Here is a 23,093-nt window from a genome sequence, read left to right as displayed (position 1 = left end):
TCACGACAATGCTTTGAGTAAACCACGCAACTTACGATCTATTCACCATGACTTATTCGGATTGTACCTATTCAGCTGCCTCGACACGCCCTGGCCGGACGTTGAGCTTTTTCGCCGTCCGCAGCCAGAAACTGGACACGAACGCCGGGTCGCGCAGCGCTTCAAGCCGCTGCCAATTCGGGAAGGAGGCCGCGAAAGTATCAGCGCCCATGCGCGCATCCTTGTACGGGTTGACCGCGCCGCCGGCCGCGACCGTGATGCGGTCGAGTTCGCTGAGCAGGGCCAGCGTCCTGTCGCCGCGATTGGGGAAATCCAGCGTCAACGTGAAGCCTGGCCGCGGAAAGGACAGCAGCCCCGGCGAGCGGATCGAGCCGAAGCGCTTCAACACGGTGAGGAAAGAGCCCTGCCCGGCCCGTCGCGCCGCCTCGAGCAGCGCCGGCATGGTCTGACGCGCGACATTTTCCGGCACCACGCTCTGGTGCTGGTAGAGACCTTTCGGGCCATACAGCCGATTCCAGTCGCCGACACCATCAAGCGGAAAGAAAAAGCCCTGGTAGCCGGTTTGGCTCGGCCCCGGCGAGCGCCCCTTCTTCCACCGATAGGCGGCGTTGAAGGCGGTGAGGAACGGCCGGTTGAGCACATTGAACGGCGGCTGGAACGGCACTGAAAAACGGGAGCCGGCGCGAGACGCCGCATGCGAGCCATACTCGGCATGATTTCCTGTCAACAACAGGCCGCGCCCGCGGCCATGGCCGCCGGCAAGCTGGTCGATCCAGGCAACGGCATATTCATTGGCCTGGTCGGCGGCCTCGGCCAGTTCGAAGAATTCGCCGAGATCGGCAAACCGCGTTACCTTCTCGGCGATATCGAGCGAATGCACCCGCATCAGCCGGATCGAGGCCGACAGGATCAGGCCGGTCAGCCCCATGCCGCCGATCGTCGCCGCAAACAGCCTTGCATTGTCGGTTGCCGAGCAGGTGTAGGTCCGCCCATCCGAGCGCAGCAGGGTGAGAGACTCGACATGGCAGCCAAAGGTGCCGCGCCGGTGATGGTTCTTGCCATGGACGTCATTGGCGATCGCGCCGCCAAGGGTGACGAACTGGGTGCCTGGGACCACAGTCGGAAAGAAACCGTAAGGTGCAGTGTGCGCAATGATATCGGAGAGGAACACGCCGGCCTCCGCCTCGAGCAGGCCGATCTCGGCATTGAAGGCGCCGATGCGGTTCAGCGGCCGCATGTCCACGACCGCACCTGGCTCGTTCTGGCAGGAATCACCGTAGGAGCGGCCATTGCCATAGGCGAGCAGAGCGTTCTTTGTCGCCTTGCCGCTTCGCATCAGCGCGATGGCATCGTCGGCCGCGATGGCTCGCTTTGCGGCCGGCGTGGCGAGGCCAAAACTCCGGTACCGTTCGCCGGCCATGCCCTACCAGCCTCCCGCGACCAGAAGGGCGGCGCCGATCACCACGACGATCTGGCTTCGCCAGTCGCGAATGATGAAGATGACCGGATCGTCATTCATCTCGTTGCGGCGCGCCAGGATCCAGACCCGCATGGTCAAATACAGCACGATCGGCGCCAGCGGCCAGACCAGCCAGGGATGCGGATAGAGTTCGCGTACCGCGACGCTGTCCATGTAGAGCGCCAGCACCAGCGCCGAGGAGAAGGCCGACGCCATTCCTGCCTGGGCGACGATCTCCTGATCTTCGATGCGGTAGCCGCGACCGGCAATGCGCTCGCCCACCGGAATGGCTGCGGTGCGCAGTTCGACATAGCGCTTCACCAGCGCCAGCGACAGGAAGAAGAAAATCGAGAAGGCGAGCAGCCAGAACGAGACTTCGACCCCGGTCGCCGCAGCACCTGCCAGCACACGCACCGTGTAGAGCCCGGCCAGCGTCAGTACGTCGGCTAGGAGCATGCGCTTGAACGACAGCGAATAGGCTGTGGTCACCACCAGATAGCCGGCGAGCACGCCCAGGAACTCGATCGGCAACAGAAGCCCGGCGGCAATGCCGATCGCCAGCAGCACCGCCATCGCGCCGAGACCGAACGGGATCGACAAAGCGCCGCTGGCGAAAGGCCGGTTGCGTTTGGTCGGATGCTTGCGGTCGAGCGCAAGGTCGAAGAAATCGTTGAGAATGTAGATGGCGGAAGCCACGGCGCTGAAGGAGCCGAACGCCAGCAGGCATTGCCAGATCATGTTAATGTTGAAGTATTCATGCGACAGCACCATCGGCACCGCGATCAGCGAATTCTTCAGCCACTGATGCACCCGCAGCATCTTGACGAATGTCTTCAATGTCCTTTTCGGCGCCGGCATCCTTTCGGCGCTGTGCACGGCCTGCCAGCGCTTCGCATGGCGGTCGGGCGCCACGACGATGGCGTTGCGCGCGGCTCCGAAAACCTTGAGGTCGTGCCGGCTGTTGCCGGCATAGTCGAAACCGCCGTCGCCATAGGCGGCGATGAGCGCGTCGCGCTTGCGGCCCGAGGTCATGTTGTGGGGACCGTCGGTCGCCAGCACATAGTCGAAGACGCCCAGATGCGCGGCGATCGTGTCGGCGAACTTGCGTGGCGTACCGGTCGCCAGCACGATCTTGCGTCCGTCGCTATGGTCGGCGAGCAGCCGCTGCAGCAGCGCTTCGCGATAGGGCAGCGAGGCCGGATCGATGTCGATGCGGTCGGCAATCGCTTGTTTCAGCCGCGCCGGGCCGGCGGCCAGCCAGAACGGAACCAGGAAAACATACAGCGGATTCTTCTTGAGCAGGATGAACAGGCCTTCCCAAAGAAGATCGGTCGCAATCAGCGTGCCGTCGAGGTCGACCGCAAGCGGGATTGCGTTCTTGTCCGACCGCGCATCCATATCTTTCCTGCCCAGCTCAAAAACCCGTCGCGCCACGTTTCGGCGGCTTGGTATCCGGCATAGCGAGCAACGGCGCAACGAACGTTAAAACGTCTGGTTGCAACGGATATGCGCCGGGGTATTTCCCTCGTCATCGTTAAGCAACCGTTGCCGTAGACGAGAAAAGGCCGGGCATTGCCCGGCCTCTGCAAGAGCTGCCTGCCGACGTTACTTGATGCGGGCAACGCCACCCGAGATTTCGACCGTTTCCGAGCCGGTCAGGGCCTCGAGGTCACCATTGGGCAAGGTGACGAAACAGCCGTTAGGGCAGAATTCCACAGTTTCGCCGGCCGCCAGCGCCAGCTCCGTCTTGCCGCCGCCTTCCGTCACAATCAGCGTACGGGTCTCAGCATCCTTGTTGACCGCGCTGGCGGCAAAGGCCGAGCCACTCGCTGCGGTAAGAGCGATGGCGACGACGAGCGACTTCCACATTTTGCAATATCGGTGTTTCCACACCGCCTCTGTTGCATTTCGCAAGGCATTCTCGCCTTTGCATGTGAGCTTATATGAGATGCAAGCTGAACCGCAACTGAATGCCGCATTCATGCCGCAATTGGTTTGGGAGGGGCTTGGGGCCCTAGCTAGGATCGGGTTTGCGGGCCTTGCGACCAGTCTTGGCCAGCCGCTTCGCCTCGGCGGCGGCTCTGGCTTTCGCCTGCTCCTTCTCGGCGAACTCGACCTCGATCTTGTCGTCGTCGATCGGCCATGCGTCGGTCTTCTTGACCTTGACCTCGGCGCGCGGCGTCGAGGGGATTTCTATGTGCTCGGCGTCAAAAGCATCGAGAACGGCAAAGCGGATATCGTTCTGAACGATGGCGCCGTTCAGCACATCGGCCAGGAACACGCGGATCTCGAACTCGAGTGCTGCCGGCCCGAAATTGGTGAACAGCACGAAGGGTTCCGGGTTCTTCAGCACCAGCGCATGGCCGCGCGCAATCTCAAGCAGGACCGCGTGTACCCGCTTGACGTCGCTGCCATAGGCGACCCCGACCTTGATCTCCACACGTCCGAGCTTGTTGCGGTGCGTCCAGTTGCCGACGGCGTTGTTGATGAGGTTCGAATTGGGCAGGATCACCGATTGCCGCTGGAAGGTCTCGATTTCGGTGGCGCGCACGCTGATCTTCTTGACCGTGCCTGATGTGTCGCCGGCGACGATCCAGTCGCCGACCTTGAACGGCCGCTCGGCGAGAAGGATCAGGCCGGACACGAAGTTGGACACGACATTCTGCAGGCCAAAGCCGATACCCAGCGAGAGTGCGCCTGCAACGAGCGCCAGGTTGGAGAGATCGATGCCCGCCGCCGAGATGCCGACGAGCCCAGCGAGCGCGACGCCGGCATAGCCGACCGCCAGCCGGATCGAGTTGCGCACGCCGGTATCGACCTTGCCGCGCGCCATTACCGAGCCGTCGAGCCAGCCCTGGAACCAGCGGGTCAGGAAATAGCCTATGATGAAGACGACGATTCCGGTGAGGATGCCGGTGACCGAAATCGTCACCGAACCGACGGTGACGCCTGTCGCCAATTTATAGCCCCAGGCCTGGATATCGCCGGGCTGGAAGCCCCACATCAACAGGATCAGCGGCAGGAACACCAGCACGATCATCAGGTTGATGGCGACGCTGACGACGAGGCCGAGTTGGTCGAGCGCGGTGTCCTCATAGCTGGAATTGGTCTTCAGCCAGCGCCCGATGGACGTGCCGGCGAAACCACCCTCCTCGCCGATCTCGCGTGCCGACAGGAAGCCGATATAGGCGGTGAGCAGGATGGTGCCGGTGACCACGACCTGCAACGAGACGAAGATGGCAAGACCGATATAGCCTAACAGCGCCGCCGCAATCGTGAACAGGCCGAGCGCGACACAGGTGTAGCGCAGCCAGGCCGGCCAGGGGCGCCAGCGCCCGTCGGCATCCTTGTAAGGCTTCAGCAGCGCCATAAGGATCAGGATTACGCCCACGATGACGGTGGCGACAAAACTCCTGGCCACCGTCAGCGACAGGGGCGAGCCCATCTTGTCGTTGACGATCGACAGGAAATTGTTGATGCCGATGACGACTGCCATGGCCGTCGTCAGCCGCACCAGCCAACGCGCCGGGCCGGTCTCGACCTGGATCAGGCGCCAGTTCGGCATGCTGGGCGACAGCGCCGCATTGGTCAGGCGGTTGACACAGAACACTATGGCGATGACGGCTGCCAGAGCGTTGAGGAAAACGCCTATGTCGCCGCGCAGCACATTGTAGTAATTGTACAGGAACACCGTCGAGGCGAGGAAGGCGCTGACCGCCAGCGTCGGCAGCAAAGTCGACCAGAACGCCACCGACAGGCGGCTGAGATACGTCGGATCTTCAACCGACGCGTCGGGCTCGAAGATGCGCCCAAACAGGCGGCGCCCACCGACCAGAAGCACCACGGCCAACGCGAGCGCCATGAGGGTCGCCGCGAGCATCGCCTGGAACTTGAACTTGAAGGCAAAGCTCAGCCAGGACGACACCGCCCTGTAAAAATTGGCGTATTCGTCCCTGGCGTCGGAAAACACTTGCGGGCTCAGTGCATCGGCCAGCACGTAACGCTTGGTCAGCCCGCTGCGAAACAGCTCGCTGCGCATATTGCCGATCTTCTCGATCAGCGCATTGATGCGGATCGACAGGTTCTGCGCGCCGGCGATGACGGCGTTGATCTCCGCCTTTTCCGACGCCAGCGCCTGGCGCTCGCCGGTCACGATATCCGGTTCAGGCGGCTGTCCGGCAGCCGGGGGCGCACCAAGCTGCTCAAGCCTCGAATTGATCTCCCCCAGCCGGGACCGGAACGCCAGCGCGCTGTTCAGCGCAGCGCGCGACAGCTCTTCCAGCTGCAGGCGGATCTCGACGAGGGTGGTGTCGTCGACGCCGTCCTCCTGGACTTTCTTCTCCAGAGCGTCGGTTTTCGTCGTCAAACCCTGCAGGATTTTCTGCTGGTCGGCGACCAGCCCGGCAGGCGCCTGGCCCAGCCCCTGCGCCATCGCGCCGAACGAATGCGGCGCCAAGGCAACGAGCGCGAGGACCAGGATCAGGCGAAAGAAGCGAAAAGACATAATGGTGGCGACTCAAAGGGCGGCAAAGGCCGCTTCTAAAGCGGTCCTTGATAGAGACGCTCATCCCGTGGGGCAAGTCGTGGCGAAGTCATGACAGTTGGGCGCCTTGCGGGAGTCGGCCAGTCGAAAAGCCATGGCGCAATCTTGGCTTTGCGCACGCCGCCTGCTCTATAATCTGCCGCATCGCACCCGAGCCGGATGGCTTCAGGTCTGTTGGACCTGAAATCATCCGGCTCTAAAAATCAAAGATATAGAGCATGATGTCGTCCGAAAACCGCTTCACACTTTTCGGCATCATGCTCTAGGGATGACATGAAGAATGGCGGAATATTCAGCCCTTTCGCTTCTCACGAACGCGCTCAAGGGAAACAAGGACTGGAAGCCGGCCTGGCGCAAGCCCGAGCCCAAGGCCTCCTATGATGTCATTATCATCGGCGGTGGCGGCCATGGCCTGTCGACGGCGTACTATCTGGCCAAGGAGCACGGCATCTCCAATGTCGCGGTGCTGGAAAAGGGCTGGCTGGGTTCCGGCAATGTCGGCCGCAACACCACGGCGGTGCGTTCCAACTACCTCCTGCCCTCCAACACCCGCTTCTACGAACATTCGATGAAGATGTGGGAGAACCTGTCGCACGACCTCAACTACAACGTCATGTTCTCGCAGCGCGGCTGCCTGAACCTGGCTCACACGCCGGCCCAGTTCGACGACTTGGCCAGGCGCGGCAACGCCATGCGCCATCTCGGCGTCGATGCCGAGCTGATGAGCACCGCCGAGATCGCGCGCCTGGTCCCGGCGCTGGACATGTCGTCCTCGGCGCGCTTTCCGATCGTCGGCGGCCTGATGCAGCCGCGCGCCGGCACCGCCCGTCACGATGCGGTGGCCTGGGGCTATGCCCGCGGCGCCGACCGCCGCGGCGTCGACATCGTCGAGAATTGCGAGGTCACCGGCTTCCTGCGCGACGGCGACCGCATCACCGGCGTGCAGACGACGCGCGGAGAGATCCGCGGCAAGAAAGTTGCCGTGGCCGTTGCCGGCAGCACCGGACGGGTAATGCAGCTTGCCGGCATCGACAGGATGCCGATCGAGAGCCATGTGCTGCAGGCCTTCGTCACCGAATCGCTGAAACCTTTCGTCGACACGGTGCTGACCTTCGGCATGGGTCATTTCTACATGTCGCAGTCCGACAAGGGCGGCCTCGTCTACGGCGGTGACATCGACGGCTACAACAGCTACGCTCAGCGCGGCAACCTGCCCATCGTCGATGAGGTGATGAGCGAGATGCTGGCGCTGTTTCCCGGCCTTGCGCGTGTACGCATGCTGCGCTCCTGGGGCGGCGTCTGCGACATGTCGATGGACGGTTCGCCGATCATCACCACCGGCCCGCTGCCCGGCATGTATCTCAACTGCGGCTGGTGCTATGGGGGCTTCAAGGCCACGCCGGCCTCGGGCTGGTGCTTCGCATACACCATCGCCAAGGACGAACCGCACGCGTTCAACGCGCCGTTCACGCTCGACCGTTTTTATCGCGGCCTGGTGATTGACGACAAGGGCCAGGGCGCAACGCCCCGGCTGCATTAGGGTTCAAACAAATGCTTATCACTTGTCCCTATTGCGGCCCGCGCGACGTCATCGAGTTCACCTATCAGGGCGACGGCAACCGCGAGCGCCCGCAGCCCGCCTCGCAGGACCTCGACGCCTGGAACGCCTATGTCTACGATCGGCTGAACCCGGCCGGCGACCACAATGAGATCTGGCAGCATTCGGGCGGCTGCCGCACCCATCTGAGGATGGTGCGCAACACGGTCACGCATGAGATTTCCAGCACCGGTTTCGCCCGCGGCGACCACAATGCCGCCGCCCGGCACAAGGCCGGAGGCAAGTCGTGAGCCTGCGCCGCACCGAGACCGGCGGCCGCGTCGACCGCATGCGCACCATCCGCTTCACCTTCGACGGCACGCCCTACACCGGCCATGGCGGCGACACGCTGGCCTCGGCGCTGCTTGCCAACGGCGTCACGCTTTTCGGCCGCTCGTTCAAATACCACCGCCCGCGCGGCCTGCTCTCGGCCGGCGTCGAGGAACCGAACGCGCTGGTGACGGTGCTGCGCGGCGAAGTGCGCGAGCCCAACATCGCCGCAACCATGGTCGAGATCTATGACGGGCTGGTGGCCGTCAGCCAGAACCGCTTTCCCTCGCTCGCCTGGGACGTCAACGCCATCAACCAGCTCGGCGGCAAGCTCCTGGCCGCCGGCTTCTACTACAAGACCTTCATGGGTCCGGTCTTCGGCCCGCTGAAGGGCACCAGATTCTGGATGTTCTGCGAGCATTTCATCCGCCGCGCCGCCGGCCTGGGCCGCGCCGGTATTGCCGCCGACACCTCGCGCTACGAGCGCATGAACGCGTTTTGCGACGTGCTGGTGGTCGGCTCCGGCCCGTCCGGCCTGTCAGCCGCCAAGGCCGCTGCCGACCAGGGCGCTCGCGTCATCCTGGCCGAGCTCGAACCGCGTTTCGGCGGCTCGGCCAACTGGTCCGGCGAGGCCATCGACGGCGCGCCGGCCGCCGACTGGGCGGCGCGCGCCGTCAGCCAGCTCGAAGGCCATGACACGGTCCGCCTGCTGCCGCGCACCACGGTGTGGGGCTATTATGACGGCAACACGCTAGCCGCGCTCGAGCGCGTCACCGACCACAAGGAAACGCCCGGCAAGGGCGAGCCGCGCCATCGCTACTGGGCGATCCGCGCCAAGACGGTGGTGCTGGCCACCGGCTCTTTCGAGCGGCCGCTTGTGTTCCCCGGCAATGACCGGCCGGGCGTCATGCTGGCGCATGCCGCCGAGCGCTATGCTAACGATTATGGCGTGCTGCCCGGCGACAGGATCGCGCTGTTCACCAACAATGACAGCGCCTATCGCTCGGCGCTGGCGCTGAGGAAGGCCGGGGCGGCTATTGTCGCCATCGTCGATGTGCGCCCCGAGCTTTCGGCCGAAATGCGCAGCCTCGCCACCGAGGCCGAAGCCGAAATCCTCTCCGGCCATGCCGTGGTCGCCACCGAAGGCGGCAAGGCGCTCTCCGGCCTCAAGGTGCAGCGCTTCGACATGACCTCGGGCGCGCTCAGCGGTGACGCCCGCAGCATCCACGCCGATAGCCTGCTGATGTCGGGCGGCTGGTCGCCGACCATCCACCTCGCCAGCCAGGCTGGCGCGAGAGCCGAGTGGAATCCTGCCCGCCAGGCCTTCCTGCCGCCAAAGCAAACGCAACAGCGCTGGCCAAATCAGCAATGGATTGGTGCGGGTGCTTTCAACGGCAGCTTCTCGACCATCGAAGCGATCACTGAGGGCCGCGCAGCCGGCCTGTCCGCAGCGGGCGGAGCGGCTGCGCCGGCAGCCTTGCCGGATGTCGAAGCAGCCCCGGGAAACCCAGATCCGGCCCCGGTGTTCGAGATCAAGGCGAAAGGCAAAAGCTTCGTCGACTTCCAGCATGATGTCACCGCCGAGGACGTGCGGCTGGCGCATCGCGAAGGCTTCGTCTCGGTCGAGCACCTGAAGCGCTACACCACGCTCGGCATGGCGACGGACCAGGGCAAGAATTCCAACGTGCCGGGTCTCGCCATCATGGCCGAGGCGCTGGGCAAACCGATCCCCGAAGTCGGCGCGACCCGCTTCCGCCCGCCCTATTCGGCGGTCTCCATCGGCTCGCTCGCGGCCGAGCGCTTCGGCGATCTGAAACCCGAGCGCCTGACGCCCATGCATGACTGGCACCTCGCCAATGGCGCAACGATGTATTCCGCTGGCCTCTGGTATCGACCAATGATCTACGGCCTTGCCGGCGAGACGGTCGAGCAGGCCTATGTCCGCGAAGCCAGGGCGACGCGCGAAAGCGCCGGCATTGTCGACGTCTCGACGCTGGGCAAGATCGCCGTGCAGGGACCGGACGCCGGTGAATTCCTCGACCGCGTCTACACCAACATGTTTTCCACCCTCCCCGTCGGCAAGGCCCGCTACGGCCTGATGCTGCGCGAGGATGGGCTGGCCTTCGACGACGGCACCACATGGCGGCTTGGCGAACAGGATTTCCTGATGACGACCACCACGGCCAACGCCGGCAAGGTGATGCAGCATCTGGAATATTTCCTCGACGTCATCTGGCCGGAACTCAAAGTGCATGTCACCTCGGCAACCGACGAATGGGCGGGCGCGGCCATCGGCGGGCCGAAGGCGCGGGCCATCCTCGCCGCCTGTGTCACGGGCACCGCCGTCGACAACACAGCCCTGCCCTTCATGGGCATCGTGCGCGGTGAGATATCAGGCGTGCCGGTGATGATTTGCCGGCTGTCCTTCTCTGGAGAAATGGCCTTCGAGATCTATTCCGGCGCCGGCTACGGCACCCATGTCTGGCAAGCCCTTGTCGAAGCCGGCAAGCCGTTCGGCCTGGTCACCTACGGGCTGGAGGCGTTGGGCACGATGCGCATCGAAAAGGGCCATGTCACCGGCGCGGAGATCGACGGCCGCGCCACGGCGCGCGACCTGCATCTCGACTGGATGCTGTCGAAGAAGAAGCCGTTCATCGGCTCGGCGATGATGGACCGCGAAGGCCTGATCGCGGCCGAGCGGCTGCAGCTGGTCGGCCTCGTCTCGCTCGACAACCGGCCGTTCAATGGCGGCGCCCACCTCGTCGAGGAACTGGACGAAGCCAATCCGCACGATTCCATCGGCCACATCACCGCCTGCTGCTATTCGCCGGCGCTGGGCAAGCACATCGCGCTGGCCCTGGTCGAAGGCGGCAAGGCGCGCCATGGCACCCGCGCGTTTGTCTCCGATCCGCTGCGCAACCGGTTCGGGCCGGTCGAAATCGTCTCCAACCATTTCTACGACCCGGACGGGAGCCGCATGCATGGCTGAGCGCCAATCAACCGAACGCCAATCACCCGAGCGCCTCTCGCCGCTCGAGCCGGTGTTCCATCGGGGTTCGCACGGCAATTTCGAGCATGGCGTCGATGTCATCCTGACCGAAATCAGGCCAGGCTCGATCCTGCAACTGGCCGCATGGCCGGGCGCGGAAAAGCAGCTGATCGAGGCGATCGGCAAGGTCACCGGGCTCGCTTTGCCCGACGGTGCCGGCGGCGGTCTCGCCAAGTTCGGCAAGGCCGTGTTCGGTTTCGCGCCTGGAAAATTCACGGTCGTCGACGATGCCGAGGGCCTGGCGGCGCGTTTTGCCGGGGACGTAACCCCGGCAATCGGCACGATCACCGACCTGTCGCATGGCCGCACCGCTATCCGCATCGCCGGCCCTAAGGCCGAATGGGTGCTGGCGAAATTCTTCGCCATCGACTTTGCGCTGCCCGCCTTCCCCATAGGCTCCGGCCGTTCGACCACCCATCACGACGTCTTTGCGCAGATCCAGCGCACCGGCGCCGACCAGTTCGACATCTATGTCTTCCGCTCCTTCGCCCGCTCGTTCTGGAAGGCGCTCTGCCATGCCAGCGAGGAGGTCGGCTACGAGGTTCAGTAGGGCCGACAGCCGTTCTGGCCTCAAGGCCAGCCGGTTCTGCCGCTAGAGAATGCTCCAATGGAAGCCCATGGTGGGGAACGTGGCCCAACCGGCCCAGGGGATTAAAAAGATCACGTCTCATAGTCGGCATCGTCGTTTGGTTCGAACATCCCCATGACCGCAGAACTATCCGCCGGCGCCACGGATCGCGCCGATGTGTCGGCTAGAGCCTTGCTCCTGCTGCCGCTGACGGTCGCCTGCGGCGTGTTCATGACCAGCCTCGACCAGAATGTCGTGGTCACCGCCCTGCCCGGTATCAGCGACAGCCTCGGCCGGCCGCCGAGCCAGCTCGGTCTGTTGATCACCGTCTATGTCGCCAGCCTGATCATCTCGATGCCGCTCGGCGGCTGGGCCGCCGACCGCTTCGGCCTGCGCAACGTTTACTGCTTCGCCTTGCTGGTGTTCGCCGCGTCATCGGCGCTGTGCGGATTGTCCAACGACATCTGGACGCTGGTCGGCGCCCGCGCGCTGCAAGGCTTCGGCGGCGCCTTGATGGGGACGCTCGGCCAGGTCGTCATCCTGTCGACCTTCCCGCGCAGCCGCACGCTGAAGATCAACATGTATATTTCGCTGGCCGGCCAGTCCGGACCGCTGGTCGGCCCGCTGGTCGGCGGCGCCCTGACGACTTATATCTCCTGGCGCTGGATCTTCTTCTTCAACGTGCCGTTCGCGCTGGCGGCGGCCGTTCTTGCCGCCTCGCTGTTTCCGACTGTTACCAAACCGGTGCGCACGCCGTTCGATTTCCCGGGCTTCCTGCTGGTCGGCAGCGGCATGGTCCTGCTGGTCTTCGGCATGGATTCGCTTGCGGCGAAAGACGCCGCCGGCAGCATGATCGCGGCCGAGCTGACGCTGGCGATCGTCATCCTGACGCTTGCCTCCTTCCACTGCCTGCGCGCCTGCAACCCTTTGCTTGACCTGAAACTCCTGCGCATCCGCACCTTTCGCATCTCCTTCCTCACAGGCGGCGGACTGGACACGATCGGCCTCAGCTCGGTCGTCTTCCTGCTGCCGCTGATGTTCCAGCTCGGCTTTGGCATGAGCGCGGTGCAGGCGGGATCGCTGACTTTCGTTGCCGCAATCGGCTCGCTGATCATGCGTGTGTTCATGCCGCGCCTGCTCAACCGCTTCGGCTTTCGCCGTGTGCTGGTTGTCAACACGCCGATCGTTGCCGCCATGGTTGCGGGCTTCGCCTTGATAGAGGCAACAACGCCCGTCTGGATCGTGCTTGCCTATATCTTCGCCTTCGGTGTCCTGCGCTCGGCGCAATGGGCTTCGACCGGCAATCTCGCCTATTCCGACATCGCGCCCGACCAGCTCGCCCGCTTCAGCGCGCTCTACTACATACTGTGGCAGTTGGGGGTGGCGATCAGCGTCGGCCTGGCGGCGGCGCTGTTGTCGTTCCTGGCTGGCGGCAGGCCGGCGGTGACCAACGATTTCCGCATCCTGTCGTGGTCGAGGGCGTCATCACTTTGTGCGCGCTGTTCGCCTATCTCAGACTGACACCGCAGGACGGCGCCCATGTCAGCGGCCATGGCGCGCAGATGAACGTGGAATAAGGCCCCGGTAGCCGAGGCCTAGCCGCTGAACGTCACCCACTCTTCCAGCGGCACGCGGTCGGTGCGGAAGTCGTTTTCGGGTTTCGACGTATCCTCGAGGCCGAGCGCCATGCCGCAGACGACGATCTCCTCGTCGGGGATGTTGAGCACCGGCCGGATCTGCCGGTGATAGGGCGCGAAGGCGGCCTGCGGGCAGGTGTGCAGGCCCCTGCCTCGCGCCGCCACCATGATGTTCTGCAGGAACATTCCGTAGTCGATCCACGAGCCCTGGTTCAGCCGCCGGTCGATGGTGAAGATCATGCCGACCGGCGCGTCGAAGAAGACGAAGTTGCGGTCGTGCTGGGCGCGCATCTTGTCGACCTCGCGGCGGCCGATGCCGAGTGCCCCATAGAGCCCGAAACCGTTGGCGCGGCGGCGGGTGAGATACGGCTCGAAGAACTGGGTGGGGTAATAGCGATACTCGTCCCAATCGGCCTTTTCGGCCCGGATACCGGAATTCAGGATGGCATCGGTGATCTGCTGCTTGACCTCGCCCTTGACGACATAGACCCGCCAGGGCTGCATATTGGTGCCCGAAGGCGCGCGCGCGGCGACGCCAAGAATGGCTCGGATCGTCTCGTCATCGACCATGTCGGGCAGGAAGGCGCGCACTGAACGGCGCGAGATGATCGCCTCGTCGACAACAGCCGCGTTATGCGCTGCCAGGCCGTTTTTTTCCAGCATGGGCCGTCCCTTTGCGCACACTTCGAAAGCCGAACCGGCTATCGGAGAAGACCTTGCGCAGATTTCAATCCTTGGTCGCCGACCCGCATTCCCACACCCGCCGCTCGTGCCAGAGCCTTTGCATGAACCGCCAAAATCGCGCAAGCAAATCTTGTGTGTCCATGAAAATTCGCTTGATTTTTTCACGGACATGAGCTCTCATGAAATTCATTTCCAGTTTTTCATCAAGTGAGCGTTTTGCCCCCAGCTATCTCCAAAACATTGCAGGGACCTGACGAGCGCCTGCTGGCGAGCGACATCCGTGCGCTGCGCAAGGCGCGTGGGCTGACGCTGGCTGAGATCGCGCTGAAGCTTGGCCGCTCTGTCGGCTGGGTCAGCCAGGTCGAGCGCGGCCTGTCGATTCCTTCGCTCGGCGACCTCAGGGCCTTCGCCGAATTATTCGGCGTGCCGCTCAGCCTGTTCTTCAGCCACGACGTGCCTATCGAGAAGGAGCGCGGCGTCATCGTGCGCGCCGGCAGCCGGCGCACGCTTGGCACAAGCGAATCCGGCCTGGTGGAGGAGCTTCTGTCGCCCGATCTCGGCGGTAGTTTCGAGATGGTGCGTTCGATCTTCGCGCCGGGCGCCGAGATGAAGAGCGAGCAGCTGCGGCCGACCGAGGAAGCCGGCTACATCGCCTCTGGCGTTTTCGAGATCGAGATCGCGGGCGTCTGGCACCGTCTTGTCGAAGGCGATTCCTTCCGCTTCGAGCGCAAGCCATACCGCTGGCGCAATCCCGGCAGCGAGCCGGCCGTGGTCATCTGGGTGGTTTCGCCGCCTGTTTATTGAATGCATGTCGCCCAAAAGTGTGCAGCGGTTTTGGGACAACGACATGCATCAAGCAAAAAATAGAAGCGCAGCGCGCTTCAGGTTTGGGAGAAGAATATGGCCGGTTTGCCGACCACGGCACGCGTGGTGATCATCGGAGGCGGTGTCGTCGGCACCTCCTCGCTCTACCACCTTTGCGAGGCGGGCTGGACCGATTGCGTGCTGCTTGAAAAGAACGAGCTGACATCGGGCTCGACCTGGCATGCCGCCGGCAATGTGCCGACCTTCTCGTCGTCCTGGTCGCTGATGAACATGCAGCGCTATTCGACCGAGCTCTATCGCGGCTTGGCTGATGCCGTCGACTATCCCATGAACTACCACATTACCGGCTCGCTGCGGCTCGCCCACACCAAGGAGCGCATGCAGGAGTTCCAGCGCGCCAAGGGCATGGGCCGCTACCAGGGCATGGACATCGACATTGTCGGCCCTGATGAGATCAAGCGCCGCTATCCCTTCATCGAGACGCATGAATTGAAAGGCGCGCTCTATGATCCAAACGACGGCGACATCGACCCCGCGCAGCTGACGCAGGCACTTGCCAAGGGTGCGCGCGACATGGGGGCAAAGATCATCCGCTTCTGCCCGACCACGGGCGTGCGCCGTGAGAACGACGAATGGGTGGTTGTCACCCCGCAAGGCGAAATCCGCTGCGAGATCGTCGTCAATGCCGCCGGCTACCGTGCCGCCGAAGTCGGCAAAATGTTCGGCCGCGACGTCCCGATGATGGTGATGAGCCATCAGTACATCTTGTTCGAGGAGATACCCGAACTGGTGGCGTGGTCGAAGGAGCAGGGCAAGAAGCTGCCGCTGCTGCGCGACGTCGACACCTCCTACTATCTGCGCCAGGAAAAGAACGGCATGAATCTCGGCCCCTATGAGCGCAATTGCCGCGCGCATTGGGCGACCCACAACGACCCGATGCCGGAGGATTTTTCCTTCCAGCTCTTCCCCGACGATCTCGACCGTCTCGAGCACTACCTTGCCGATGCCGTAGCCCGCGTGCCGATTCTCGGCACTGCCGGCTTGTCCAAGGTGATCAACGGGCCGATCCCTTACGCGCCGGACGGCAATCCGCTGATCGGTCCGATGCCCGGCGTTCCCAACGCGTTCGAGGCCTGTGTCTTCACCTTCGGCATCGCCCAGGGCGGCGGCGCCGGCAAGGTGCTGGCCGAATGGGTGACGCAGGGCCAGACCGAATGGGACATGTGGTCTTGCGATCCGCGCCGGTTCACCAGCTTTGCGGCCGCCCCCGACTATAGCGTCGCCAAGGGCATGGAGATCTACGGCAACGAATACGCCATCCAGTTCCCGCGCCATGCCTGGCCGGCCGGGCGCGACCGCAAGCTGTCGCCGATCCACGATCGCATCAAGGCGCTCGGCGCCCAGTTCGACGCCTATAATGGCTGGGAGCGTGCCACCTGGTATGCGCAACGCGGTGACGACACGTCGGAAGAAGCAACACTCACCTTCCGCCGCGACGGGCCGTGGCAGCACCGCGTGCGCGAAGAATGCCTGGCGGTGCGCGACGCCGCCGGCATTCTGGACCTGCCCGGCTTCTCGCGCTTCAACCTCGAAGGTCCTGGCGCAGCCGAATGGCTGGCGCTGCAGGTCACCGGCCTGGTGCCCAAGCCCGGCCGCATCGGCCTCGCCTATTTCGCCGACGACAAGGGCCGCATCGTCACCGAGATGTCGGTGGTGCGCCATGGCGAAGAGCAGATGACGCTGATCACCGCGGCGGTAGCGCAGTGGCACGATTTCGAATGGCTGAAGTCGCGCCTGCCGAAGGACGCAGCTTTCACCCTCACCGACAGGACCGAAGACTATTCGACGCAAATCCTCGCCGGCCCCAATTCGCGCAAGATCCTGGCCGAGGTCTGTGGCGCGGATCTCTCGCTGCCCTGGCTGACGCATCAGGAAACCACCATCGCCGGCCGCTGGGCGAAGCTGGTGCGGGTATCCTTCGCCGGCGAACTCGGCTGGGAAATCCACACCAAGGTGGGAGACACCGCCGCCATCTTCGACGCCGTCTGGACGGCGGGACAAAAACACGGTCTGAAACCGTTCGGCATGTATGCGCTGGATTCGCTGCGCCTCGAAAAGGGCTACCGGACCTGGAAGGGCGACCTGTCGACCGACTATACGGTCCTGCAGGGCGGGCTCGAGCGCTTCGTAAAATGGGACAAGCCCGACTTCCGCGGCAAGGCAGCCCTGCAGAACGAAAAGCAGCAAGGCGTAAAGAAGCGCTTCGTCACGCTGGTGGTCGAAAACCCCGGCGATTGCGACGCGCCGTCGGTGTCGACGCTCTGGCATGACGGCAAGATCGTCGGCGAGACGACGTCCGGCGGCTGGGGGCATCGCATCGACAAATCGATCGCGCTCGGCATGCTGCGCGCCGACCTGGCTGAACCCAATACCGCGATCGAGATTGAAATTTTTGGCGATCGTTTCAAGGCGGTCGTGCAGAAAGACGAGCCGCTGTGGGATCCGAAAAACGAAAGATTGAGAGCATGAAGAAAGTCATTCTCACCGATGGCGGCATGGGCCAGGAACTGGTCCGCCGCAGCAGCTCCGAGCCGACGCCGCTCTGGTCGGCCAGGGTGCTGATCGACGAGCCGGATCTGGTGCGTGGCCTGCATGCCGAATTCATCCGGGCCGGCGCTCGCGTCATCACCATCAACACCTATTCGGCGACGCCGGAGCGGCTCGCGCGGGAAGGAGCAGAAGACCTCTTCAGGCCCTTGCAGAAGCGCGGCATCGAATTGGCAAGACAGGCACGCGAGGAGGCAGGCGATGCAGCGATCGCCGGCTGCCTGTCACCGCTGTTCGGCAGCTATGCGCCGGCGCTGACCATATCGTTCGAGGAGACGCTGGAAATCTATCGCCGCATCGTCGCCGAGCAGGCCGATGGCGTCGACCTGTTCCTGTGCGAGACCATGGCCTCAGCCGAGGAAGGCCGTGCGGCCGTTACCGCTGCGTCGGAAAGCGGCAAACCTGTCTGGGTGTCTTGGACGCTCGCCGATCACGGCGCGCCGCGGCTGCGCAGCGGCGAAACAATAGCGGCAGCGGCGGACGCCCTCGACGGCCTGACGGTTGCAGCGCGCCTGGTGAATTGCTGCCGGCCAGAAGCGATCGCCGCGGCACTGCCCGAATTGATTGCTCTCGGCGGCCCGGTCGGCGCCTATGCCAATGGCTTCACCTCTGTCGAAGCGCTCAAGCATGGCGGAACGGTCGAAGTGCTGCACGCACGCCACGACCTTGATCCGGATGCCTATGCCGACCAGGCGCTCGGCTGGGTCGCCGCTGGCGCCACCATCGTCGGCGGCTGCTGCGAAGTCGGCCCTGCCCACATCGCCGCGTTGCGCGATCAGCTCGAACAGGCCGGCCACGAAATCTCGGGAGTATCCTGATGCCCAGACCCTCATCGCGCATTTCCGGCATCGTGCCTTCGGGCAAGGATGGCTGGGAGGTCCACACCGAGGCATGGGCCCGCAAGGAGGCCGGCCAGGACATCATCATGCTGTCGGTCGGCGACCATGATTTCGATACGCCGAGCCAGACGATCGAAGCCTGCGTGACGGCGGTTCGCGGCAGCAACCACCACTACACCCCGCTTCCCGGCGTTCCGCGCCTGCGCAGGGCGATGGCGGCGGCCTCGACCGCTTGCACCGGGGTCGAGACGGCACCTGACCAAGTCATCGCCACGCCGGGCGGCCAGGCTGCCCTTTACGCGGCCGTGCAGGCCGTTCTCGACCAGGGCGACCACGCTATCGTGGTGGCGCCCTACTACGCGACTTATCCCAACACGTTCAGCGCCGCCGGCGCCAGCTTCACCGTCGTCGAGACGCCGGCCGAGGACGGTTTCCAGCCGCACGCCGAGATGATCCGCGCGGCGCTCAAGCCCAACACGCGCGCCATTTTGATCAACACGCCGAACAACCCGACCGGCGCCGTCTATTCGCGTGAGCGTCTGGAAGAGCTGGCCGAGATCTGCCGCGAGCACGATCTCTGGCTGCTGTCGGACGAGGTCTACTGGACGCTCGGCGGCGGCGAGCACATCTCGCCGCGCGGCCTGCCCGGCATGGCCGAGCGCACGCTGGTCATCAATTCGATGTCCAAGAGCCACGGCATGACCGGCTGGCGCATGGGCTGGCTGACCGGCCCGACGCAGATGATCACGCTGTTGACCAATCTCAATCTGGTGACGACCTACGGCCTGCCGGCCTTCATCTCGATCGCCTGCGCCGAGGCGCTGGAGAACTGCTTTGGCGTCAAGGAGATCGCCGAACGCTATGCGGCGCGCCGCACCGTCCTGCTCGACGCCGTGCGCGGCATGAACAATGTCAGCGTGCACGGCTCGGAGGGCGGCATGTATGTCATGCTCGACATCTCCGCCGTCGAGCCCGACGACGAGAAATTCGCCTGGGCCTTTCTCGACCAGGAGAGTGTCGGCGTCATGCCGGGTTCCAGCTTCGGCAAGGCCGCTGCCGGCCACATCCGCATCAGCCTCTGCCAACCGGAACCGGTGCTTCAGGAAGCCGCAAAACGCCTGCGCCGCTTCGCATCCGGCTATCGCCGCGAGGCCGCATGACCAGAAGCATTCCCATCAAGGCCCGCGCGGTTATTATCGGCGGCGGTGTCTCCGGCTGTTCGGTCGCCTACCACCTGGCCAAGCTCGGCTGGACCGACATCGTGCTGCTGGAACGCAAGCAGCTGACCTCGGGAACGACCTGGCACGCCGCCGGCCTGATCGGCCAGCTGCGCGGCTCGCAGAACATGACGCGGCTGGCGAAATATTCGGCCGACCTCTACGTCAAGCTGGAGGCCGAGACCGAAGTCGGCACCGGCATGCGCCAGGTCGGCTCGATCACCGTGGCGCTGACCGAGGAGCGCAAGCACGAGATTTACCGTCAGGCCTCGCTCGCCCGCGCCTTCGATGTCGATGTGCGCGAGATTTCGCCTGGTGAAGTCAAGGAGATGTACCCGCATCTCAACGTGTCCGATGTGGTCGGCGCCGTGCATCTGCCGCTCGACGGCCAATGCGATCCGGCCAACATCGCCATGGCGCTGGCCAAGGGCGCCCGCCAGCGCGGCGCCACAGTCGTCGAGAATGTGAAGGTCACCAAGGTCCACACCAAGGCCGGTCGCGTCGCCGGCGTGTCGTGGGCGCAAGGCGACGACCAGGGCACGATCGAGGCCGACATCGTCGTCAACTGCGCCGGCATGTGGGCGCGCGAACTCGGCGCCCAGAACGGCGTCACCATCCCGCTGCATGCCTGCGAGCATTTTTATCTCGTCACCGAGCCGATCCCCGGCCTTGGCCGGCTGCCGGTGCTGCGCGTTCCCGATGAATGCGCCTACTACAAGGAAGACGCCGGCAAGATGATGCTCGGCGCCTTCGAGCCGGTGGCCAAGCCCTGGGGCATGGACGGCATAAGCGAGGATTTCTGCTTCGACCAGTTGCCGGAGGACATGGAGCATTTCGAGCCGATCCTCGAAATGGGCGTCAACCGCATGCCGATGCTGGCAACCGCCGGCATTCACACCTTCTTCAACGGCCCCGAAAGCTTTACCCCCGACGACCGCTATTATCTCGGCGAGGCCCCGGAACTCCGTGGCTACTGGATGGCGACCGGCTACAATTCCATCGGCATCGTCTCGTCCGGCGGCGCCGGCATGGCGCTGGCGCAGTGGATCAATGACGGCGAAGCGCCCTTCGACCTCTGGGAAGTCGACATCCGCCGCGCCCAGCCATTCCAGAAGAACCGTAGGTATCTCAAGGAGCGTGTCTCCGAAACACTCGGCCTGCTCTATGCCGACCATTTCCCCTACCGGCAGATGGCAACGTCCAGGAATGTCAGGCGCTCGCCCCTGCACGAACAGCTGAAGGCGCGCGGCGCCGTGTTCGGCGAAGTCGCCGGCTGGGAGCGCGCCAACTGGTTCGCCCGCGAGGGACAGGAGCGCGAATACCGCTATTCCTGGAAGCGGCAGAACTGGTTCGACAACCAGCGCGAGGAGCACCTGGCGGTCCGCAACAAGGTCGCCCTGTTCGACATGACCTCGTTCGGCAAGATCCGTGTCGAAGGCCGCGATGCCTGCGCGTTCCTGCAAAGGCTCTGCGCCAACGACATGGACGTGGCGCCGGGCAAGATCGTCTACACTCAGATGCTCAACCAGCGCGGCGGCATCGAGAGCGATCTTACCGTGTCGCGGCTGTCGGACACGGCCTATTTCCTCGTCGTACCGGGCGCGACGCTGCAACGCGACCTCGCCTGGCTGCGCCGGCATGTCGGCGATGAATTCGTAGTCATCACCGATGTCACGGCAGCTGAGGCCGTGCTCTGCCTGATGGGTCCGGATGCGCGAAAACTGATCCAGAAGGTCAGCCCTAATGATTTTTCCAATGAGAACAATCCGTTCGGCACCTTCCAGGAGATCGAGATCGGCATGGGCCTCGCCCGCGCGCACCGCGTCACCTATGTCGGCGAACTCGGCTGGGAACTTTATGTCTCGACCGACCAGGCGGCCCATGTCTTCGAGGCGATCGATGAGGCGGGGGCGGATGTCGGCCTGCAACTTTGCGGCCTGCATACGCTGGATTCCTGCCGCATCGAAAAGGCGTTTCGGCATTTCGGCCACGACATCACCGACGAGGACAATGTGCTGGAGGCCGGCCTCGGCTTTGCGGTCAAAACCGCCAAGGGCGAGTTCATCGGCCGCGATGCGGTGCTGAAGAAAAAAGAAGCCGGCCTGTCGCGCCGGCTGGTGCAGTTCCGGCTGAAGGACCCGCAGCCTCTGCTCTTCCACAACGAGGCGATCCTTCGCGACGGCAAGATCGTCGGCCCGATCACATCGGGCAACTACGGCCACCATCTCGGCGGCGCGATCGGGCTGGGCTATGTGCCCTGCCAGGGCGAGAGCGAGGCGGATCTGCTGGCCTCGTCCTACGAGATCGAGATCGCCGGCGAGCGCTTTCCGGCGGAAGCATCGCTGAAACCGATGTACGATCCCAAGGCGGAACGGACGAGGATGTAGCACCTTTTTACCCTCACCTTGTGGGGAGGGTCGGCTCGCAGTCGGAGCGAAGCGGCTTTTCCGAAGCGGGTGGGGGGGTGCGCCCTACGAGACCCCCCACCCCGCTTCGGAAAAGCCGCCTTGCGGCATTTGCTGCGCGACCCTCCCCACAAGGGGGAGGGTGAAGAAGCTCAAAACCGCTCCAGCTTCGCCAGCACCTTCACCAGAAACGCCGCCCTCGTCCTTGGCGTGGAGGCGTCCATCAGGTAGTGCGCCAGGAAAAACGTCCGGCAGCGGCGGGCGCACAGCGCGCGCATACCGCGCAGCAAGGTCTTGCGGCCGGGCTGGCCGACGACGACGCTCCACCAGGTCGGCGCGCCGCAGGTGGTGATGACGCCGACCCTGGTGACATGTGTCATCAGCGACGTGATGCGCCCCTTGCCCAGCTTGAAGGCGACACCGGTCGCCCAGACCCGATCGAGCCAGCCCTTCAGCATGGCCGGCAGCCCGTACCACCAGGTCGGATAGATGAACAGGATCGCCTCAGCCCAGGCGAGATGCTCGAAATGCGGTTTTAGGGCCGGATCCTCCGGCGCCCGCTCATTGTAGGCGCGTCGCTCTTCGCAGCCCATCACCGGATCGAATTTCTCCGCATAGAGGTCGAGCAGCCGCACCTCCCAGCCGCGTGCCTTCAGCACATCGACTGCGGCATCTCTGATGGCGGCGCAAAAGCTTTCGGGCACCGGATGGCAATAGACCACCAGCACGCGCATCAGAATTCATCCATCCCGGCCACGACCTTGGCCATGAAGGCCGCGCGGGTCTTCTCGGTCGACAGGTTCATCGAATAATGCGCGAGGTAGGACACCGAGGCGCCAGGCCTGATCGTCGCGCGCAGCATCCGCTTGACCAATTTGCGCGGCGGATCGCCCATCAGCATGGCGCGGAACCGGCTGCCGCCATAGGTGGTGACGGCGGTCAGCTTGCGGATGTTGTGGAGCGAAGGCCGCGCCTTGCCGTCGACCAATTTGAACGACACGCCGGGCAGAAACACGCGGTCGAAAAAGCCTTTCAGGATGGCCGGGAAGCCGTAGTTCCAGACGGGATATGACAGCACCAGCGCCTCAGCCCGCAGCAAACGCTCGACATGGGGCGCGGCCGGGTCCGCAGGGCTGCGTTGGTTGTGATAATCCAGCCTCTCCCCGCGCGTCAGCCTGGGGTCGAAATCCTCGGCATAGAGATCGCAATCGTCGACCTCATGGCCGGCCGCCGTCAGCCGCTCGACGATGGTGCGGTGCAGGCCTGCATTGAAGCTGGTCTCCACCGGATGCGCGTAGAGGACGAGGACTTTCATGGGGAAATACTTGCGAGGTGGGCGCGAGGCACCCCCCTCTGCCCTGCCGGGCATCTCCCCCGCAAGGGGGGAGATCGG

Annotated in this window: 17 protein-coding genes; 10 read left to right on the top strand and 7 right to left on the bottom strand. The window is 64.2% G+C overall.

Annotated features, from left to right (window positions below; all coding sequences use genetic code 11):
• Positions 1-67: 67 nt before the first annotated feature.
• The 4 genes from X771_RS151590 to X771_RS151605 form a co-directional block, all read right to left on the bottom strand.
• Positions 68-1,420 carry an FAD-binding oxidoreductase gene (locus tag X771_RS151590; RefSeq protein ID WP_023688096.1) on the bottom strand — a complete coding sequence of 451 codons (1,353 nt, stop codon included), beginning with the start codon at positions 1,418-1,420 and terminating at the stop codon, positions 68-70.
• Between the two features lie 3 nt (positions 1,421-1,423).
• Complete coding sequence (locus tag X771_RS151595; RefSeq protein ID WP_023688095.1) at positions 1,424-2,857, bottom strand: UbiA family prenyltransferase; 1,434 nt, start codon at positions 2,855-2,857, stop codon at positions 1,424-1,426.
• A 207-nt stretch (positions 2,858-3,064) separates the two neighbouring features.
• Positions 3,065-3,328, bottom strand: a complete 264-nt coding sequence (locus X771_RS151600) for a hypothetical protein (RefSeq protein ID WP_023670370.1) — start codon at positions 3,326-3,328, stop codon at positions 3,065-3,067.
• 145 nt (positions 3,329-3,473) lie between these two features.
• Positions 3,474-5,963 (bottom strand): mechanosensitive ion channel family protein, encoded by a 2,490-nt coding sequence (locus tag X771_RS151605; protein WP_023688094.1) that lies wholly within the window; start codon positions 5,961-5,963, stop codon positions 3,474-3,476.
• A gap of 319 nt (positions 5,964-6,282) precedes the next feature.
• Between X771_RS151605 and X771_RS151610 the strand changes: the two genes are divergently transcribed.
• The 5 genes from X771_RS151610 to X771_RS0133970 all read left to right on the top strand — a co-directional run bounded on the left by X771_RS151610 (position 6,283) and on the right by X771_RS0133970 (position 13,007).
• Positions 6,283-7,542, top strand: coding sequence for a sarcosine oxidase subunit beta family protein (locus tag X771_RS151610; RefSeq protein ID WP_023688093.1), 1,260 nt, complete (start codon positions 6,283-6,285; stop codon positions 7,540-7,542).
• Positions 7,543-7,553: 11 nt separating this feature from the next.
• Complete coding sequence (locus X771_RS151615; protein ID WP_023688092.1) at positions 7,554-7,850, top strand: sarcosine oxidase subunit delta; 297 nt, start codon at positions 7,554-7,556, stop codon at positions 7,848-7,850.
• On the top strand, positions 7,847-10,858 hold the full coding sequence (locus X771_RS151620) for a sarcosine oxidase subunit alpha (RefSeq protein ID WP_023688091.1): 3,012 nt from the start codon (positions 7,847-7,849) through the stop codon (positions 10,856-10,858). The genes X771_RS151615 and X771_RS151620 overlap by 4 nt, the downstream gene beginning before the upstream one ends.
• Positions 10,851-11,468 carry a sarcosine oxidase subunit gamma gene (locus tag X771_RS0133975; protein ID WP_050587437.1) on the top strand — a complete coding sequence of 206 codons (618 nt, stop codon included), beginning with the start codon at positions 10,851-10,853 and terminating at the stop codon, positions 11,466-11,468. The genes X771_RS151620 and X771_RS0133975 overlap by 8 nt, the downstream gene beginning before the upstream one ends.
• Before the next feature lie 153 nt (positions 11,469-11,621).
• Positions 11,622-13,007 (top strand): MFS transporter, encoded by a 1,386-nt coding sequence (locus X771_RS0133970; RefSeq protein WP_245262609.1) that lies wholly within the window; start codon positions 11,622-11,624, stop codon positions 13,005-13,007.
• A gap of 74 nt (positions 13,008-13,081) precedes the next feature.
• On the opposite strand, the gene X771_RS151625 is transcribed toward X771_RS0133970, so the two are convergent.
• Entirely contained in the window at positions 13,082-13,786 is a 705-nt protein-coding gene (locus X771_RS151625) for a nitroreductase (RefSeq protein ID WP_023670762.1), read from the bottom strand.
• Positions 13,787-14,068: 282 nt separating this feature from the next.
• Between X771_RS151625 and X771_RS151630 the strand changes: the two genes are divergently transcribed.
• The 5 genes from X771_RS151630 (at position 14,069) to X771_RS151650 (ending at position 21,682) form a co-directional block, all read left to right on the top strand.
• Positions 14,069-14,611 carry an XRE family transcriptional regulator gene (locus tag X771_RS151630; RefSeq protein ID WP_023688088.1) on the top strand — a complete coding sequence of 181 codons (543 nt, stop codon included), beginning with the start codon at positions 14,069-14,071 and terminating at the stop codon, positions 14,609-14,611.
• A 96-nt stretch (positions 14,612-14,707) separates the two neighbouring features.
• Positions 14,708-17,161: an FAD-dependent oxidoreductase gene (locus X771_RS151635; protein WP_023688087.1), complete on the top strand. Its 2,454-nt coding sequence runs from the start codon at positions 14,708-14,710 to the stop codon at positions 17,159-17,161.
• Positions 17,158-18,057: a homocysteine S-methyltransferase family protein gene (locus tag X771_RS151640; protein ID WP_023688086.1), complete on the top strand. Its 900-nt coding sequence runs from the start codon at positions 17,158-17,160 to the stop codon at positions 18,055-18,057. The genes X771_RS151635 and X771_RS151640 overlap by 4 nt, the downstream gene beginning before the upstream one ends.
• Entirely contained in the window at positions 18,057-19,238 is a 1,182-nt protein-coding gene (locus X771_RS151645; RefSeq protein WP_023688085.1) for a pyridoxal phosphate-dependent aminotransferase, read from the top strand. Before X771_RS151640 ends, X771_RS151645 begins: the two co-directional genes overlap by 1 nt.
• Positions 19,235-21,682, top strand: a complete 2,448-nt coding sequence (locus X771_RS151650) for an FAD-dependent oxidoreductase (protein WP_023688084.1) — start codon at positions 19,235-19,237, stop codon at positions 21,680-21,682. The genes X771_RS151645 and X771_RS151650 overlap by 4 nt, the downstream gene beginning before the upstream one ends.
• A 170-nt stretch (positions 21,683-21,852) precedes the next feature.
• Here X771_RS151650 and X771_RS151655 read toward each other — a convergent pair whose 3' ends face one another.
• On the bottom strand, positions 21,853-22,434 hold the full coding sequence (locus X771_RS151655; protein ID WP_023688083.1) for an NAD(P)H-dependent oxidoreductase: 582 nt from the start codon (positions 22,432-22,434) through the stop codon (positions 21,853-21,855).
• Positions 22,434-23,015 (bottom strand): NAD(P)H-dependent oxidoreductase, encoded by a 582-nt coding sequence (locus X771_RS151660; protein WP_023688082.1) that lies wholly within the window; start codon positions 23,013-23,015, stop codon positions 22,434-22,436. Before X771_RS151660 ends, X771_RS151655 begins: the two co-directional genes overlap by 1 nt.
• Positions 23,016-23,093 lie beyond the last annotated feature (78 nt).

Source organism: Mesorhizobium sp. LSJC269B00 (genome assembly GCF_000502815.1).
Classification (GTDB): domain Bacteria; phylum Pseudomonadota; class Alphaproteobacteria; order Rhizobiales; family Rhizobiaceae; genus Mesorhizobium.
This window is presented reverse-complemented; position numbering and strand designations above follow the sequence as displayed.

What these genes read in the sequence shown, in the direction of transcription:
- X771_RS151590 (WP_023688096.1), bottom strand. Translation starts at nt 1,420, where the DNA reads ATGGCCGGCGAACGGTACCGGAGTTTTGGCCTCGCCACGCCGGCCGCA.
- X771_RS151595 (WP_023688095.1), bottom strand. Translation starts at nt 2,857, where the DNA reads ATGGATGCGCGGTCGGACAAGAACGCAATCCCGCTTGCGGTCGACCTC.
- X771_RS151600 (WP_023670370.1), bottom strand. Translation starts at nt 3,328, where the DNA reads ATGTGGAAGTCGCTCGTCGTCGCCATCGCTCTTACCGCAGCGAGTGGC.
- X771_RS151605 (WP_023688094.1), bottom strand. Translation starts at nt 5,963, where the DNA reads ATGTCTTTTCGCTTCTTTCGCCTGATCCTGGTCCTCGCGCTCGTTGCC.
- X771_RS151610 (WP_023688093.1), top strand. Translation starts at nt 6,283, where the DNA reads ATGGCGGAATATTCAGCCCTTTCGCTTCTCACGAACGCGCTCAAGGGA.
- X771_RS151615 (WP_023688092.1), top strand. Translation starts at nt 7,554, where the DNA reads ATGCTTATCACTTGTCCCTATTGCGGCCCGCGCGACGTCATCGAGTTC.
- X771_RS0133975 (WP_050587437.1), top strand. Translation starts at nt 10,851, where the DNA reads ATGGCTGAGCGCCAATCAACCGAACGCCAATCACCCGAGCGCCTCTCG.
- X771_RS0133970 (WP_245262609.1), top strand. Translation starts at nt 11,622, where the DNA reads ATGACCGCAGAACTATCCGCCGGCGCCACGGATCGCGCCGATGTGTCG.
- X771_RS151625 (WP_023670762.1), bottom strand. Translation starts at nt 13,786, where the DNA reads ATGCTGGAAAAAAACGGCCTGGCAGCGCATAACGCGGCTGTTGTCGAC.
- X771_RS151635 (WP_023688087.1), top strand. Translation starts at nt 14,708, where the DNA reads ATGGCCGGTTTGCCGACCACGGCACGCGTGGTGATCATCGGAGGCGGT.
- X771_RS151640 (WP_023688086.1), top strand. Translation starts at nt 17,158, where the DNA reads ATGAAGAAAGTCATTCTCACCGATGGCGGCATGGGCCAGGAACTGGTC.
- X771_RS151645 (WP_023688085.1), top strand. Translation starts at nt 18,057, where the DNA reads ATGCCCAGACCCTCATCGCGCATTTCCGGCATCGTGCCTTCGGGCAAG.
- X771_RS151650 (WP_023688084.1), top strand. Translation starts at nt 19,235, where the DNA reads ATGACCAGAAGCATTCCCATCAAGGCCCGCGCGGTTATTATCGGCGGC.
- X771_RS151655 (WP_023688083.1), bottom strand. Translation starts at nt 22,434, where the DNA reads ATGCGCGTGCTGGTGGTCTATTGCCATCCGGTGCCCGAAAGCTTTTGC.
- X771_RS151660 (WP_023688082.1), bottom strand. Translation starts at nt 23,015, where the DNA reads ATGAAAGTCCTCGTCCTCTACGCGCATCCGGTGGAGACCAGCTTCAAT.